The organism is Alicyclobacillus contaminans DSM 17975 (assembly GCF_000429525.1).
Taxonomy (GTDB): Bacteria; Bacillota; Bacilli; order Alicyclobacillales; family Alicyclobacillaceae; genus Alicyclobacillus_A; species Alicyclobacillus_A contaminans.
On the sequence record NZ_AUCA01000016.1, the window covers coordinates 50495 to 64999 of the forward strand.

14 protein-coding genes are annotated in these 14505 nt (G+C 61.5%); 4 read left to right on the plus strand and 10 right to left on the minus strand.

Features of this window, described 5'->3' with window-relative positions; translation table 11 throughout:
• Positions 1 to 80: 80 nt before the first annotated feature.
• Both G463_RS0108305 and G463_RS19465 read left to right on the plus strand, forming a co-directional pair.
• Positions 81 to 1367 carry a Glu/Leu/Phe/Val family dehydrogenase gene (locus G463_RS0108305; RefSeq protein ID WP_051322091.1) on the plus strand — a complete coding sequence of 429 codons (1287 nt, stop codon included), beginning with the start codon at positions 81 to 83 and terminating at the stop codon, positions 1365 to 1367.
• A 238-nt stretch (positions 1368 to 1605) separates the two neighbouring features.
• Complete coding sequence (locus tag G463_RS19465) at positions 1606 to 2220, plus strand: QcrA and Rieske domain-containing protein (protein WP_051322092.1); 615 nt, start codon at positions 1606 to 1608, stop codon at positions 2218 to 2220.
• Between the two features lie 83 nt (positions 2221 to 2303).
• On the opposite strand, the gene G463_RS0108315 is transcribed toward G463_RS19465, so the two are convergent.
• The 9 genes from G463_RS0108315 to lspA all read right to left on the minus strand — a co-directional run bounded on the left by G463_RS0108315 (position 2304) and on the right by lspA (position 12550).
• Positions 2304 to 2972 (minus strand): orotate phosphoribosyltransferase, encoded by a 669-nt coding sequence (locus tag G463_RS0108315; RefSeq protein ID WP_051322093.1) that lies wholly within the window; start codon positions 2970 to 2972, stop codon positions 2304 to 2306.
• A gap of 3 nt (positions 2973 to 2975) precedes the next feature.
• Positions 2976 to 3755, minus strand: coding sequence for an orotidine-5'-phosphate decarboxylase (gene pyrF / locus G463_RS0108320; RefSeq protein ID WP_051322094.1), 780 nt, complete (start codon positions 3753 to 3755; stop codon positions 2976 to 2978).
• Positions 3752 to 6991, minus strand: coding sequence for a carbamoyl-phosphate synthase large subunit (gene carB / locus G463_RS0108325; RefSeq protein WP_026974802.1), 3240 nt, complete (start codon positions 6989 to 6991; stop codon positions 3752 to 3754). Before carB ends, pyrF begins: the two co-directional genes overlap by 4 nt.
• The gene (gene carA, locus G463_RS0108330) at positions 6975 to 8099 is read right to left on the minus strand and encodes a glutamine-hydrolyzing carbamoyl-phosphate synthase small subunit (protein ID WP_026974803.1); all 1125 of its coding nucleotides are present in this window, start codon (positions 8097 to 8099) and stop codon (positions 6975 to 6977) included. The genes carB and carA overlap by 17 nt, the downstream gene beginning before the upstream one ends.
• Positions 8086 to 9390, minus strand: coding sequence for a dihydroorotase (locus G463_RS0108335; RefSeq protein ID WP_026974804.1), 1305 nt, complete (start codon positions 9388 to 9390; stop codon positions 8086 to 8088). The genes carA and G463_RS0108335 overlap by 14 nt, the downstream gene beginning before the upstream one ends.
• Before the next feature lie 4 nt (positions 9391 to 9394).
• Complete coding sequence (gene pyrB / locus G463_RS19470; RefSeq protein ID WP_245575740.1) at positions 9395 to 10348, minus strand: aspartate carbamoyltransferase; 954 nt, start codon at positions 10346 to 10348, stop codon at positions 9395 to 9397.
• Complete coding sequence (pyrR, locus tag G463_RS0108345; protein WP_026974805.1) at positions 10333 to 10896, minus strand: bifunctional pyr operon transcriptional regulator/uracil phosphoribosyltransferase PyrR; 564 nt, start codon at positions 10894 to 10896, stop codon at positions 10333 to 10335. The genes pyrB and pyrR overlap by 16 nt, the downstream gene beginning before the upstream one ends.
• Positions 10897 to 11138: 242 nt before the next feature.
• Positions 11139 to 12080 (minus strand): RluA family pseudouridine synthase, encoded by a 942-nt coding sequence (locus tag G463_RS0108350; protein WP_051322095.1) that lies wholly within the window; start codon positions 12078 to 12080, stop codon positions 11139 to 11141.
• On the minus strand, positions 12077 to 12550 hold the full coding sequence (gene lspA / locus G463_RS0108355) for a signal peptidase II (RefSeq protein WP_026974807.1): 474 nt from the start codon (positions 12548 to 12550) through the stop codon (positions 12077 to 12079). The genes G463_RS0108350 and lspA overlap by 4 nt, the downstream gene beginning before the upstream one ends.
• A gap of 187 nt (positions 12551 to 12737) precedes the next feature.
• Here lspA and comA point away from each other — a divergent pair, with 187 nt between their 5' ends.
• Positions 12738 to 13508 (plus strand): phosphosulfolactate synthase, encoded by a 771-nt coding sequence (comA, locus tag G463_RS0108360; RefSeq protein WP_245575742.1) that lies wholly within the window; start codon positions 12738 to 12740, stop codon positions 13506 to 13508.
• 19 nt (positions 13509 to 13527) lie between these two features.
• Here comA and G463_RS19475 read toward each other — a convergent pair whose 3' ends face one another.
• Positions 13528 to 14145 carry a TraR/DksA C4-type zinc finger protein gene (locus tag G463_RS19475; RefSeq protein ID WP_051322096.1) on the minus strand — a complete coding sequence of 206 codons (618 nt, stop codon included), beginning with the start codon at positions 14143 to 14145 and terminating at the stop codon, positions 13528 to 13530.
• A 105-nt stretch (positions 14146 to 14250) separates the two neighbouring features.
• Between G463_RS19475 and G463_RS0108370 the strand changes: the two genes are divergently transcribed.
• Positions 14251 to 14505, plus strand: a 255-nt coding sequence (locus tag G463_RS0108370) for a transposase (RefSeq protein WP_026974809.1), incomplete at its 3' end; no start/stop codon positions are given.

Genomic DNA, 14505 nt, shown 5'->3' on the forward strand with positions numbered 1-14505 from the left:
CCCCGACTGATTTATTATGAAACGGAGACAGGTACACGTGGGGCGAACCTGGCCCCGCATCTGTGAGAGGAGCGTCACATATGACACAGGTCAGCAAACGACTGGCGGCCGGCGCCAACATGCCCGCGCCCGGTGAAAACGTGCTGACAAATACGCAGAACGTCGTCAAAACGGCCCTGGACAGACTTGGATACAGCGATGCGGTGTACGAACTCCTGAAGGAGCCGGTGCGCGTATTGACCTTACGCATCCCGGTGCGGATGGATGACGGTCGCGTCGAAGTGTTCACCGGATTCCGCGCTCAGCACAATGACGCGGTCGGCCCCACCAAAGGTGGAATCCGCTTTCATCCCGGCGTGACGCTGGACGAGGTCAAGGCACTATCCATTTGGATGAGCATCAAGTGCGGCATCTTCGGATTGCCTTACGGTGGTGCCAAGGGCGGCATCATTTGCGATCCGCGGGCGATGTCCGTCGCCGAACAGGAACGCCTGGCCCGCGGCTATGTTCGCGCGGTCAGCCAAATCGTCGGACCGGCCAAGGATATCCCTGCGCCGGACGTGTACACCAACCCTCAGATCATGGCGTGGATGTATGACGAGTACAGCCGCATCCGAGAGTATGATTCACCCGGATTCATCACCGGTAAGCCGTTGGTGTTGGGCGGCTCGCAGGGACGCGAAAAAGCCACGGCCCTCGGTGTCTGCGTCGCCATGCGCGAAGCGGCCGCCACGCAGCAGCGGCGGGTGCAGGATTTGCGCGTGCTGGTGCAGGGCTTCGGCAACGTGGGCAGCAACGTCGCGCTGATTCTGCATCAGATGGGCGCGAAAGTGGTCGGCATCAGCGACGCCGGCGGCGGCATTTATGACGAAAACGGATTGAATATCCCTGAACTATTCGACCAACGCGACTCGTTCGGCATGGTCACACCGGCGTTCGACCACGTGCTGCCGCAGGAGGAATTCCTGGTGCAGCCGTGCGACGTGCTGATTCCAGCCGCGTTGGAGAACCAAATCACCGAAAAGAACGCGCACGACATTCAAGCTTCCATCATCGTGGAGGCGGCAAACGGGCCCACCACGCCGGGGGCGGATGAGATCCTCGCCGAACGCAATATCTTGGTCGTCCCCGATGTGCTGGCGAACGCTGGCGGTGTCACGGTGTCGTATTTCGAATGGGTGCAAAACAGCCAAGGCTGGTACTGGACCGAGGAAGAGGTCAACCGCCGTCTCGAAACGATGATGGTCAACTCTGTCCACAACGTCCTGAAGACGACCGAACGGTATAAAGTCTCCACCCGTTTGGCGGCGTACATGATGGGCATCAAGCCGTTTGCGGAAGCCATGCGTTGGCGCGGGTGGGTATAAGGGCCTGCGCCGAGCCCCGCTTTGACGCGCGGTGCGCTGGGACTCCCCTCCGCCCGCGCAAACGGGCGCCCAACGACCGCCAACCGGTCCCACCGCGTTGGCGGTCGTTTCTGTCTCGGACAAACTCTCTCTATACCGTGGACTCATCCCGTGATACCATAGGATTGGTATATTCCGTTCCCACCTTTTCACACGCACCGACTTCAGATCATTCGGAGTTTTGCGAGGAGGTATGCGTATGAACGTCCGTCCACGCCAGCCCGCGGACCCTGCATCCGAACACCTGACCGCACTGGACAAATCCCTCACCCGCCGTCAATTTCTCACCTATGTTCTGGGAGGAACCGGTGCGTTCATGGGTACTTTGGTTGGCGCACCCCTGGTGGCAAGCGTTTTCGATCCGCTTCACCGCAGCGGCAGTGGCACGTTCAACAAGACCGACTGGAAAGTGTCGGACTTCGATGACAAGCTGCCAAAACACGTCAAGTTCCAGGAGCACATCGATGACGCTTGGAACTCCCAGGACAAGGATAACGACGTCTTTGTCATCAAATATCAGAACAAACTGATGATTATGTCCCATGTCTGCACGCATCTGGGCTGTCACGTGAACGGATCGGAAGACAATGGGAAGTCGGTGGCTCCGAAGTACAACAATGGGCAGAGTTGGTTTCTTTGTCCGTGCCACGGCAGCATGTACAACATTTACGGCGTGCCCACGCCCAATTCTCCGGCGCCAGACCCGCTGGCGGTGTACGACTACAAAGTGGACGCCGACGGCTCCATCTACGTGGGCCAAGCGGTCAGCCGAAAGAAAGAAACGTGGAACCAGTTGCCCGGTCCCACGATTTGAAGGCTTGCCCATGAAGCGCCGACTCGTCGTCCGCGACCGGCCGTCGCCGCGGATGCGTCTTATCGCTGCACCTCGAGGCTCGGCTAGGAGCGGCCGTACGTTTCCGGCGAAGTCCGCCACTGCAGCAGGCGGTCCACATCCGCAGGTTCGATGTATCCCGAATCTGTGGCGACCGATATCAGCTTGCTGTAATCCAACAGGCGATACGCCGGGACACCGCTGGCTGCCGCCCGCTCAGCGGCTTGCGCAAAGTCGTAGGAGAAGATGGCACACACGGCCAGCACGTGAATGCCCTCTTCCCGCAGCGCTTCCACCGCATCATACGCAGACCTGCCCGTAGACAGCGTGTCTTCAATGAGTATGGCGGACATGCCGGCGTCGCAACGCCCCTCGACCCGGCGTTGGCGACCGTGGCCTTTGGCACTGCTCCGGACGTAGGCGGTCGGCAATCCGAGCCTGTCCGCGACCATGGCGGCGTGGGCAATCCCGCCCGTCGCCGCGCCGGCCACAATGTCCGTTCCAGGATAGAACTGGGCCACGATGGACTGCAGACCGCGAACCACCACATCCCGAACGACCGGATAGCCAAGGATTTTCCGGTTGTCGCAGTAGATGGGCGCTTTCCATCCGGACGACCACGTGAACGGATCATCCGGCCTCAGTTCCACGGCTCGAATTTGAAGCAGTCCCCGCGCCAAGGTTTCCTGTACGTTGAGCGGGCTATCCAACAGCCATGCTGCCGGTGTTGCCATTCTTCATTCCCCTTTCTCCCGCACCGCAGATCGGTGCGCCCGTTCCATGTCATCCCAGATCCGCTGCAGCGCCTGCAGTGGCTGGTCAGAGCGAGTCACGGCTCGGCCAATCACCAGGTGAGACGCGCCAGCCGCGATGGCTTCGCCCGGCGTCACAGAGCGAACCTGGTCGTGCACTGCCGCCCCCGGCGGGCGAATTCCCGGCACCACGGTCAAAAAGTGCGCGGGGAGCTCTGCGTAAATGCCGGGCACCTCCAGAGCGGACGCTACGACACCGTCGAGCCCGCACTGATATACCAATTTTGCCAACCGCGGCACCCATTCCGCTGCCTCCGGCAACCCGAGATTTCGAAGTTCCGCTTCGCCCAAACTCGTCAATACCGTGACGGCAATCAGCTTCGGTCTTCCCGCAGCGGGTGGCAACGCCTCCCGCGCCGCGGTCATCATGCGCACACCGCCGACAGCGTGAACGTTCACCAACTCGATGCCTGTGTCCGCCAGGGCCCGCAGCGCACCGGCCACCGTGTTCGGGATGTCGTGCAATTTCACATCCAGGAAGACCCGCTTGCCCATTCGCACCAACCGTTCCACCATCGCGATACCGGCTGAGTGGAACAGCTCGAGGCCCACCTTGTAGCCGTTGACCGCCTCACCGAATGCGTCCACGAGCGCCAGCGCCTGCGGTTCGGAGGCAACGTCCAGCGCGATGTAGGAGTGCGCCCGGGCGAACGCGTAGTCCGGGCCACCCAAAAGGTCGCGGAGCCCCGCATCGGATATTGTCATGCACGCACCCCCGCGCGACGGTTCGCCAGCGGCACCGTGCCCAGACGAAGCGTCGAAAGCACATCCAGAAGGGAGGCGGCTGTGTCGAGCGACGTCAGACACGGAACGCCGTGCTCCACCGCGGCTCGACGAATGCGGAATCCGTCCCGCTCCGGTGCTCGCCCTTTCGTCAGGGTGTTCATCACCAGCTGAATGCGGCCCTCGCGAATGTCGTCCACCAAATTCGGCGTACCCTGCGCGAGTTTGTTGACCACTTCCACTTCGAGACCGTGCTGGCGCAGGAACTTGGCCGTTCCCTCGGTCGCGGCAAGTCGGAACCCAATCTCCGCGAACCCTTGCAGAATCGGCAGTGACTCCGCCTTGTCCTTGTCCGCGACGGTGGCCAGAATGGTTCCGTTCAGCGGGACCGTGATCCCCGCCGCCAGCATCCCCTTGTAAAGGGCTTTGGCGTACGTCCGTTCGGTTCCCATCACCTCGCCCGTCGATTTCATTTCTGGCCCCAGTGTGATATCCACGCGGCGCAGTTTGGCAAACGAGAAGACCGGTACCTTCACCGATACGAAGTCCGCTTCCGGCATCAATCCCGTCTTCCAACCGAGGTCCGCCAGCGATTCGCCGAGGGCTGCGCGCATCGCGAGCTGCACCATCGGGATGTCCGTGACCTTGGACAGGAACGGCACCGTACGGGAGGAACGGGGATTCACCTCCAGCACGTAGGCCATATCTCCCTGCACCACGAATTGGATGTTGACCAGACCTCGCACGCGAAGTCCGCGAGCGATTCGAATGGTGTAATCCACCATCCGCTCCTTCACCGCCGCCGACAGCGACTGCGGCGGATACACCGCGATGGAGTCCCCCGAATGGACGCCAGCGCGTTCGATGTGTTCCATGATGCCGGGAATCACCACGGTCTCCCCGTCGCTGATGGCGTCCACTTCCACCTCCACGCCCTGCACGTACCGGTCCACCAACACCGGATGTTGTTGCGACACCTCCACGGCTTCCGCCATGTATGCGCGCAATTCGTCGTCTTCGTAGATGATCTGCATGGCTCGCCCCCCGAGTACATAGGAAGGGCGAACCAACACGGGATAGCCCAGGTTCCGCGCGGCCTCCAGCGCGCCCTCCAACGAGGTGACCGAATAGCCTTCCGGGCGGGGGATGTCCAACGCGGCCAGGAGGGCGTCGAATTTCTCCCGATCCTCCGCCTTGTCGATATCCTCCACCGCGGTCCCCACAATCGGAACGCCAAGCCGCGCGAGCGGCTCGGCCAGATTGATGGCAGTCTGGCCGCCGAACTGCACAATGACGCCGTCCGGACGTTCACGCTCAATGACGTGCATGACGTCCTCCAGATGCAGCGGTTCGAAGTACAGGCGATTCGATGTGCTGAAGTCCGTGGACACGGTCTCCGGATTGTTGTTGATGATGACCGCTTCATATCCAGCCTTCCGGATGGCCCACACGGCATGTACGGAGCAGTAGTCGAACTCAATGCCCTGACCAATGCGAATGGGTCCGGAACCGAGCACCAGCAGCTTCTTCTTGCCTTCCGTGATCTCGACCTCGTCCTCTTCTTCATACGTGCTGTAGTAATACGGCGTTGCCGCGGCAAACTCACCCGCGCACGTATCGACCATCTTGTAAACAGGCCGGATCCCAAGCGACGTGCGCAGCTTGTGCACCTCTTCCACCGAAACCCCGAGCCAGCGAGCGATGGCCGTATCCGGAAAACCGTGCGCCTTCACCTCGCGGAACCACTCCGGGCGTTCCCGAAGCACCGCGATAGGGTCCGCGGACCGTTCTCCCAGTCGGCGCAGCTCCAATTCCGTCGCGACCAGTCCTTGCAGCTTGCGCAGGAACCACCGGTCTATGCGCGTCTTTTCGTGGATGGACTCCACGGTCTCCCCGCGCCGAAACGCTTCCGCAATCACCCACAGGCGCTCGTCGTCCGCCACCCGCAGCCGCTGGTCCATTTCGTCGTCAGACCATTCCACCGCCTGTTTGGTCCACAGTGAATCGCGTTTGATCTCGAGCGAGCGAATGGCCTTCATCAGGGATTCTTCGAAACTGCGCCCAATCGCCATCACTTCTCCGGTCGCCTTCATCTGCGTGCCCAGCGTGCGGTTGGCGCTCTGAAACTTGTCGAACGGCCAGCGCGGAATTTTGGTCACCACATAATCGAGACTGGGCTCGAAGCTGGCATAGGTCTCACCGGTCACCGGATTGAGAATTTCATCCAGGTGATAGCCCACCGCAATCTTGGCCGCCACGCGGGCAATCGGATAACCCGTGGCCTTGGACGCCAGAGCGCTGGAGCGGCTGACGCGCGGGTTCACCTCAATCACGTAGTACTTCTGCGAAAGCGGGTCGAGCGCGAACTGGATGTTGCACCCGCCCTCAATGCCGAGCGCGCGGATGATTTTCAGGCTGGCCGAGCGAAGCATCTGATGATCCGCATCGGACAGCGTCTGGCTCGGCGCCACCACGATGCTGTCCCCGGTGTGGATGCCGACCGGATCGAAATTCTCCATATTGCATACGACGATGCAGTTGTCCGCGCCGTCACGAATCACTTCATACTCCAATTCCTTGAAACCGGCGATGCTTCGCTCTACTAGGATTTGGTGAATGGGGGACATGGTCAGTCCCAGTTCCACAATCTCTTCGTATTCTTCCCAGTTGTTCGCGATGCCCCCGCCGGTGCCGCCGAGCGTGTAGGCGGGGCGAACGATGATGGGGAAACCGATGCTTCGCGCGAACTCCCGCGCCTGTTCCGCGTCCGTCACGATGGCGCTCTCGGGAATCGGTTGATTCAGGCGGCGCATGAGGTCGCGGAACTTTTCCCGGTCCTCGGCCTCCTCGATGGCGCTCAACTGCGTGCCGAGCAACTCCACCGACTCCGCCTCCAACACCCCGACCGCTGCCAACTGAACCGCCAGGTTGAGGCCGGTCTGCCCGCCGAGGGTCGGCAGCAGCCCGTCCGGCCGCTCCCGGCGAATGATTTGCGTGACATACTCCGGCGTCAGGGGCTCAATGTACACCTTGTCCGCCATATCCGGATCGGTCATGATGGTGGCGGGGTTGGAGTTGACGAGAATCACCTCATAACCCTCTTCCCGCAGCGCCTGGCACGCCTGCGTCCCCGCGTAGTCGAATTCAGCAGCTTGACCAATGGTGATGGGACCGCTGCCAATCACCAGGATTTTGCGCAAGTCAGTGCGTTTCGGCATGAGGCGTCCATCTCCCTTCGCGAACATCGTCCATCCGTTGCATGAATTCGTCGAACAGGCCGTCCGAGTCGTCCGGGCCCGGACGCGCTTCCGGGTGGTATTGCACGGAGAAAACGGGGAACCGCCTGTGGGCCAGCCCCTCCACGGTGCCGTCATTCTGGTTCACGTGCGTCAGCACCAGCTCTGTACCGGGCAGCGAGTCCGCATCCACCACGTAGCCGTGGTTCTGCGACGTGATGGCAATCTTGCCGGTCCGCAAATCCTTCACCGGATGGTTCGCGCCGCGGTGGCCGAACCGAAGCTTTTTCGTTCTCGCCCCGCAGGCGAGGGCAATCAGCTGGTGCCCCAAACAGATGCCGAACACCGGCACCCGGCCCAGCAGCCGACGCACCGTCTTGATGGCGTAAGGCGCATCCTCCGGGTTTCCCGGCCCGTTGCTCAGCATCACACCGTGCGGCTGCCACGCCAGGATCTCTTCCGCCGTCGTCGTCGCCGGCACCACCACCACATCGCAGTCACGCGCCAACAGCGAGCGCACGACGCCGGATTTCATGCCGAAATCCATCGCGACCACGCGCCGATTCCCGCCGGGGCAGCGATACACCTTCGACGTGGTCACATGGTGAATCTGATCCCGCGGAAATGGCGCCTCAAGCGCCGCCAACAGTTCGTCGACCGGCGTATCTTCCGTCGTGAGGACCGCCTTCATCGTACCTTCACTGCGGATGGCCTTGGTCAATCGCCGCGTGTCAATGCCCGAGATGCCAATGATTCCATGCTTCTCCAAATACCACGACAGACTGCCCACGCTCTTGAAGTGACTCGGCACTTCGGCGAACTCGCGGACCACAAAGCCGCGAACGCTCGGCCGCAGGGCCTCCATATCATCCACATTGACGCCGTAGTTGCCAATCAACGGATAGGTCATGGTGACAATTTGACCGTAATACGAGGGATCGGTCAGAACTTCCTGATATCCCGTCATGCCCGTGTTGAATACGACCTCTCCGAACGATTGCCCAGTCGCTCCAAAGTTCATCCCGGTGAACACCAGGCCGTTTTCGAGGACCAATCGGGCCGTTCGGCGTGAAGTATCAAAACCCATCATGTACGCCCGTCTCCTCCCCACTGCGATATGCAATCCGACCGCGGACCACCGTCAGGGTCGGGAAGCCAAATACCCGCCACCCGACGAACGGTGTATTCCGCCCCTTCGACAAGAACGTGTCCGGTTGAATCTCGCGCTCCCGCTGCAAATCCACCGCCACCAGATCCGCCGGGCCGCCGACGCGCAGAACGCCGCCCGGCAGTCCGAACGCCTGCGCGGGTCGAGTGGACATGCGCTGTACCAATGCCGGCAGCGTCATCCGCCCCGTGCGAACGAGATGGGTGTAGAGCAGTGGAAACACCGTTTCAATGCCCACCATCCCAAACGGCGAATCGGCCATCGATTGCTGTTTCTCGGCCGCCGTGTGCGGCGCGTGATCGGTCGCGGCCATATCCAGGGTGCCGTCCAGAAACCCCTCCAGACACGCCAGCCGATCCCGTTCACTCCGCAGCGGCGGATTGACTTTGAACACCGCGTCGTCGCGGGTGATGACATCCTCCGTCAGCAGCAGGTGATGCGGCGTCACCTCGCCGGTGACGCGCACGCCCCGCGCCTTGGCCCAGCGCAGCAGCGACACCGCCGATTCGACGCTGACGTGGCACACATGCAGATGCACGCCGGTTTGCTCCGCGAGCAGGATATCCCGTGCAATCATCGCCGCCTCCGCCTCGCCCGGAATCTCGGGGAGGCCCAGACGCCGGGCGGCACCGGTGTGAAGAACCCCAGGACCCGCGATGGATTCATCCTCGGCATGGATGCAGATGGGCAGTCCAACATCTGCCGCGCGCGCCATGGCTTCGCGCATCAGACCGCCGTGCTGCACTCCTTTGCCGTCGTCCGAGAGGGCCACCGCGCCGGCGGCTTTCAGCGCTTCGAAATCCGTCAAGCGCTCGCCTCGCTGCCCCTCCGTAATGCACGCGATGGGCAAGACCTGCGCAGCACCGGAGGCCTTGGCCTGACGGCGAACGAACGTTACCAACTCCGGCGAATGCAGCGGCGGATTGGTGTTGGGCATGCAGGCGATTTGCGTGAATCCGCCTGCCGCCGCGGCCCGCGCGCCCGTGGCGATGGTCTCCTTGTCCTCAAACCCAGGCTCCCGCAAATGCACGTGCATATCTATAAATCCCGGCAGCAGGACCTGGCCGGAGAGCGCAATGGTTCGGTCTGCCTCCGCCAAGTCGCGGCCGATGGCGAGCACCGTTCCCTGAGCGCTGTCCAGCAACACCTCCACCGGCGTGAGACTTCCGTCCGTTAAGTCGAGCAGGCGGCCACCCGTAATCTTGAGTTTCATCGGTTTACCCCCTCACGAGCGATTCCAGGACTGCCATGCGCAAGTACAGTCCGTTTTCCACCTGCCGAAAGTACGCGGCCCGTGGATCCGCATCGACCTCCATGGCAATCTCGTCGACGCGGGGCAGTGGGTGCAGAATGCGAGCGGTCGGCTTGAGGCGCGCCACCCTGTCCGGGGTCAACCGAAACCGCTCCACGCCGGCCGCCTCCTGCTGCGACGCCAGACGCTCCGTCTGGATCCGCGTCTGGTAGACCACATCCGCTTCGGCCAACGCCGTTTCCACGGAGACGCCGCACCGCAACGCCAATCCCCTGGCAGCCAGCGTGGCCCGCAGCGTATCCGGCAGCCCGAGCGACTCCGGATGGAGCAGCGTCACCGTAATCCCGCGAAACTGCGCCAACAGCGTGAGCAGAGAATGCACCGTCCGCCCATACCGCAGATCCCCCATCACGCACACGTTGAGATGGTCCACACGGCCCAGTTCGCGGCGAATGGTGTACACATCCAAGAGCGCCTGGGTCGGGTGCTCGCCAGCCCCCGCGCCCGCGTTGATAACGGGCACCGGACTGTGGGGCGCGGCTTCGGCCATCGTGTTGGACTCGTGATGACGGATGACAATGGCGTCCGCATAGCAGCCGACCACCCGGAACACGTCCTCCAACCGCTCGCCTTTCTTGGCGGAGGAGTTCTCGAGTGCGTTCTCCGCCGTCACCACCCGTCCGCCCAGGCGTTGAACCGCCGTCTCAAACGACAGTCGGGTGCGGGTGCTCGGTTCATAAAAGAGAGCGGCCACCACCGCATCCGCCAGAATCTTGCGGCAATCCGCCCGACTCATCTGCCGGAGCGTATCCGCGCGGTGCATCCAGGACTCCACTTCCGCCCGGGTGACATCCGCCGCGGACAGCAGGTGCATCCGACGGCCCGCATCCGTGGATTCGGTCATCAGGACCGGTGGCATCGGGCACCCGTCCTTTCCGCCACACCGGCGACAATCCACACGCCATCGTCGCCATCCACTTCCTGCAGATGCACGGCGATGGATTCTTCGCGGGACGTGGGTACGTTCTTCCCCACAAAGTCCGCGCGAATCGGCAACTCGCGATGACCGCGATCCACGAGGGCGGCGAGCTGCACCATGCGCGCGCGCCCGGTGGCCATGATGCCGTCCAACGCCGCCCGAACCGTGCGTCCGGTGTACAACACATCGTCCACAAGGACCACCACCTTGTCCTGCACGTCGACCCCGTCGATGGGTGGCCGCAGTCCATTGTGGACGGCCACATCGTCCCGGTACGGACGAGGATTCAGGTGGTGCACCTCCGGCATCACGCCTTCAATGTCCTTGAGCTTCCGCGCAATTCGATCCGCCAGCACCGCCCCGCGCGTTTCCACACCGAGCAGCAGCACGCCGTCCAGTCCCTTGTTGCGCTCGAGAATTTCGTGTGCCATCCGTGTCATGGACCTCTGCATGCCCGCCGCATCCATAATCTGTACCTTCGTCTGCATCTGCCCATTCCCGCCTTTGTCAGAATGACTTGACTGCCCTGTCGCACTGCACGCAAAAAGGTGGCTTCCCGGAATTGGAAGCCACCTTGTGATAGGTGCATCAATATTCCCGCATGACGCATGCGGAAAAAGATTTGGCGACTCCTTTCCAACCTCACGGGATTGGATTAAAGGCAGTTTTATTGTTTGTTCTACTGTACTGGATATAGGAGCGCGCGTCAAGGGTGATGGCGCATTGTGAATCATTCCACGGGTTCCAGGTCGGTCCTCAACATGGTCAGCAGCCGCTGCATGTCGTCCGGAACTTCCGCCGAGAACTCCAGTCGTTGTCCACTCCGAGGATGCGTGAAGCCCAACGCCATCGCGTGCAGTGCCTGTCCCTCAATATCGAGGGTCCGCCGTCTGCCGTAGACGGGATCTCCAGCCAAAGGGTGGCCGATGTACGCCATGTGCACGCGGATTTGGTGGGTCCTGCCGGTTTCCAGCCGGAGCTCCACGTACGTGTAATCCGCAAACCGCTCCAGCACATGGAAGTGTGTGATCGCCGGTTTACCGCTCTCGTGGACCGCCATGCGCTGACGATGGCGCGGATCGCGACCGATGGGGGCGTCAATCATGCCTTCGTCGTGCTCCAGCACACCGTGGATGATGGCGCGGTATATGCGGTGCACGCTGTGCTCTTTCAATTGCTCCGCCAACCCGTGGTACGCCAGGTCCGTCCGCGCGAACATGATCAATCCCGACGTGTCCTTGTCAATCCGGTGCACCACGCCGGGCCGCATGCTGCCGCCGAGCGAGGACAGTGAGATGTTTTGCTCGTACAGTCCGTTGACCACGGTCCCCCGCAGATGCCCTGCGGCTGGATGCACAACAATTCCGCGCGGTTTGTTCACCACCACCACGTCATCATCCAGGTGCACGACATCAAACGGGACCGGGTCCGGCATGATGGTCACCGGTTCCGGATCTGGTACGGTGACGACGTAGGTCTCGCCGGGGGCGACCGGATCGCTCGCCTTCAGCTTCCGGCGCGGTCCTTCAATGTATCCACCAGCGAGCCATTGTTGAAGTTGGCTGCGAGACACCTCGTATTCGCTGTCCGCCAGCGCGTCGGTCAACCATCTGTCCAGCCGCTGCCCGGCGTCACCGGGCTCCACAGTGAAGGTTTCAGAAATCCAGGTCACGGCTCCACGTCCTCCGCTTCTTGTTGCTTTTTCACCGCGTTGTCACTGCGGAAGCTGCGCCACAAGAGAATCAGAACACCGGCGTCAATCGACACATCCGCCAGGTTGAAGATAGGGAAATTGATGATCTGGAGATACACGTAATCGACGACCGTCCCGGCAAACACACGGTCGCACAGGTTTCCGAGCGCTCCGCCCAGCACCAGAGCCAACCCCACCGCCATCCACCGTTTTGGTCGATATCGACGCTCCAACCACACCACCACAGCCACCACCAGCAGGGCGATGACAATCAGCAGCCCGTGCGCCCGTGTCAACATTCCCCACGCGGCGCCCGGATTGCGAATGTACTCCAGCACCACCACCTGGGGCCAGATGGGAATCACTTCTCCAACGGTCATGTGCGTCTGAACCAGCCATTTGATGGACTGATCCGCAATCAACACGACAAGCGCCAATATGTACAGCAAGACACGCACCTCTCGTTCACTCACTGATCAGAAGACCGTTTGTCCCCACAGTCTACCACATCCCATCGCGCCCGGAAACTGACGGGCGGCCTGGCCGGGTGGCCGGTTCCCCGTTCGCCGCATAGGCTAAAGCGATTCAACGGAAGGGACTGAGCGATGAATGTCCACAGGGGGATTTTTGCACGATTTGCTCACACCACCCTTGGCGGGGCGGCTGGAAAAACCGCGTCTGACGGGAAAGACCATGGTCATTGATAAGGGATTGGGGATTCACGCGCTAACCGATTTGCTGGAGACGGCCTCCCCCTACATGGATTGCCTCAAGCTCGGCTTCGGGACGGCGTCGCTGTACCGAGCTGACATCCTCAAACAAAAGGCCGCCCTCTGCCGACAGTACGGCGTGGATTGTTGTACGGGAGGCACGTTGACCGAAATCGTACTCACGCAAGGTATATTTCCGGCATTTCTCGGCCGCTGCCGTCAATTTGGTCTGACAGCCATAGAGATCTCGGATGGGACGCTTTCCATTCCTGCATCCATTCGCACGCGTGCCATTGAAGCGGCAGCCAAACACTTTCTTGTCATCACGGAAGTGGGAAAGAAGCTCGAGGCCTTCCCGGACGCCGGCGAGGCCGCTGCACAAATTCTGACCGACCTTGAGGCCGGTGCCGCCCTTGTGATTGTGGAAGGACGCGAGAGCGGTGAATGTGCCGGGATTTATGAAGATAGCGGAAAACTCCGGGACGCCATCGTGGACCAATTGGCAGCGCACCTCCCCGCATCCGCGCTATCCAAAGTGATGTGGGAAGCCCCGAAGAAGTCGCAACAGACAGCGCTTATCCAGCGGTTTGGAAATCAGGTGAATCTGGGAAACATCGCGCCATCCGACGTCCTGTCAGTGGAATGCCTGCGTCGGGGGCTGCGGGCAGACACCCTGACCTGGACGCGCAGCGAATAAAGCGCCCAGGTCTCGATGCTCAACGGAGCTGCGATTTGTATTCCTCGTTGGAAACTTTGTCGATGTCGTCCACAACCCCCTCGTTGTCATCCAGCTCGTTGTCCTGGCCCAGGTACTCGTAATCTTCATCGTAGTCCGGGCGCTGATTGAACCGCCACACGGCCTGCAGCGAATCTTCCCCGTCGAATGCCACGTTGTCTGTACCGTCCAAGCGGGTGCGTGCAAACCCCGGTGTGAGAAACGCTTCCTCCACCGGTCGGTCTCTATCCGGGTGTTCCCGTTCGTCCTGCCGTTTGCAGTCGACACACAGCGTCGCCAAAGGATACGCCTCCAGTCGTTCGGCGGGAATCTGCTCACCGCAGCGTTGGCAGGTACCATAGGTGCCTCTGTCTATTGCCTGCAGCGCTCGGTCAATCTCCTGAAGCCGCAGCTTGTCCACGTCGCGCAGTGCCAAGTCCTTGCCGCGTTCGAACAATTCACTGCCGATGTCCGCAGGATGATTGTCATACAGGGACAGTTCGCTCAATTCGTCGGACATCGCGTCGTCGAGACCGTACTGTCCACTGCTCGACATGCGTGTCTCCACTTCCCGCCTGGCTTCCTCCAGCCTCGCTCGCTGCCGTCGCCATTCCACCATTTGCATCGCCTCCCACGTCGCTCAATCACTGCGAATCCACATATACTGGCCCCAGAGTCAACCCAGACAGAAGGGATGGGTTAAGATGAAGTAGAGGTGTTTATGATGCCGGGACGTAAGTGGACAGTGGACGAGAAGATGAACATCGTGCTCGAGGGCATGATGCCCGGTGCGAATATCAGCGAGGTATGTCGGCGGCATGGCGTGGCCCAGAGTCTGTATTACAGGTGGCGTGAAGCGTTCCTGACTGGTGGACGGGCTGGGCTTCAGTCCGGACCCTCTACGAGGGAGCAGGAGCTGGAGAAAGAGTTGCAGGAGGCTCGGGCTAAGATCGGTGAACTCACGATGCAGGTGGATGTG

Bases quoted from the DNA above. Each gene is read 5' to 3' on its own strand.
- carA (WP_026974803.1), bottom strand. From the start codon at position 8,099: ATGATGGGTTTTGATACTTCACGCCGAACGGCCCGATTGGTCCTCGAA.
- G463_RS19465 (WP_051322092.1), top strand. From the start codon at position 1,606: ATGAACGTCCGTCCACGCCAGCCCGCGGACCCTGCATCCGAACACCTG.
- G463_RS0108335 (WP_026974804.1), bottom strand. From the start codon at position 9,390: ATGAAACTCAAGATTACGGGTGGCCGCCTGCTCGACTTAACGGACGGA.
- G463_RS0108305 (WP_051322091.1), top strand. From the start codon at position 81: ATGACACAGGTCAGCAAACGACTGGCGGCCGGCGCCAACATGCCCGCG.
- pyrF (WP_051322094.1), bottom strand. From the start codon at position 3,755: ATGACAATATCCGATGCGGGGCTCCGCGACCTTTTGGGTGGCCCGGAC.
- pyrB (WP_245575740.1), bottom strand. From the start codon at position 10,348: ATGCCACCGGTCCTGATGACCGAATCCACGGATGCGGGCCGTCGGATG.
- G463_RS0108315 (WP_051322093.1), bottom strand. From the start codon at position 2,972: ATGGCAACACCGGCAGCATGGCTGTTGGATAGCCCGCTCAACGTACAG.
- pyrR (WP_026974805.1), bottom strand. From the start codon at position 10,896: ATGCAGACGAAGGTACAGATTATGGATGCGGCGGGCATGCAGAGGTCC.
- carB (WP_026974802.1), bottom strand. From the start codon at position 6,991: ATGCCGAAACGCACTGACTTGCGCAAAATCCTGGTGATTGGCAGCGGT.
- G463_RS19475 (WP_051322096.1), bottom strand. From the start codon at position 14,145: ATGGTGGAATGGCGACGGCAGCGAGCGAGGCTGGAGGAAGCCAGGCGG.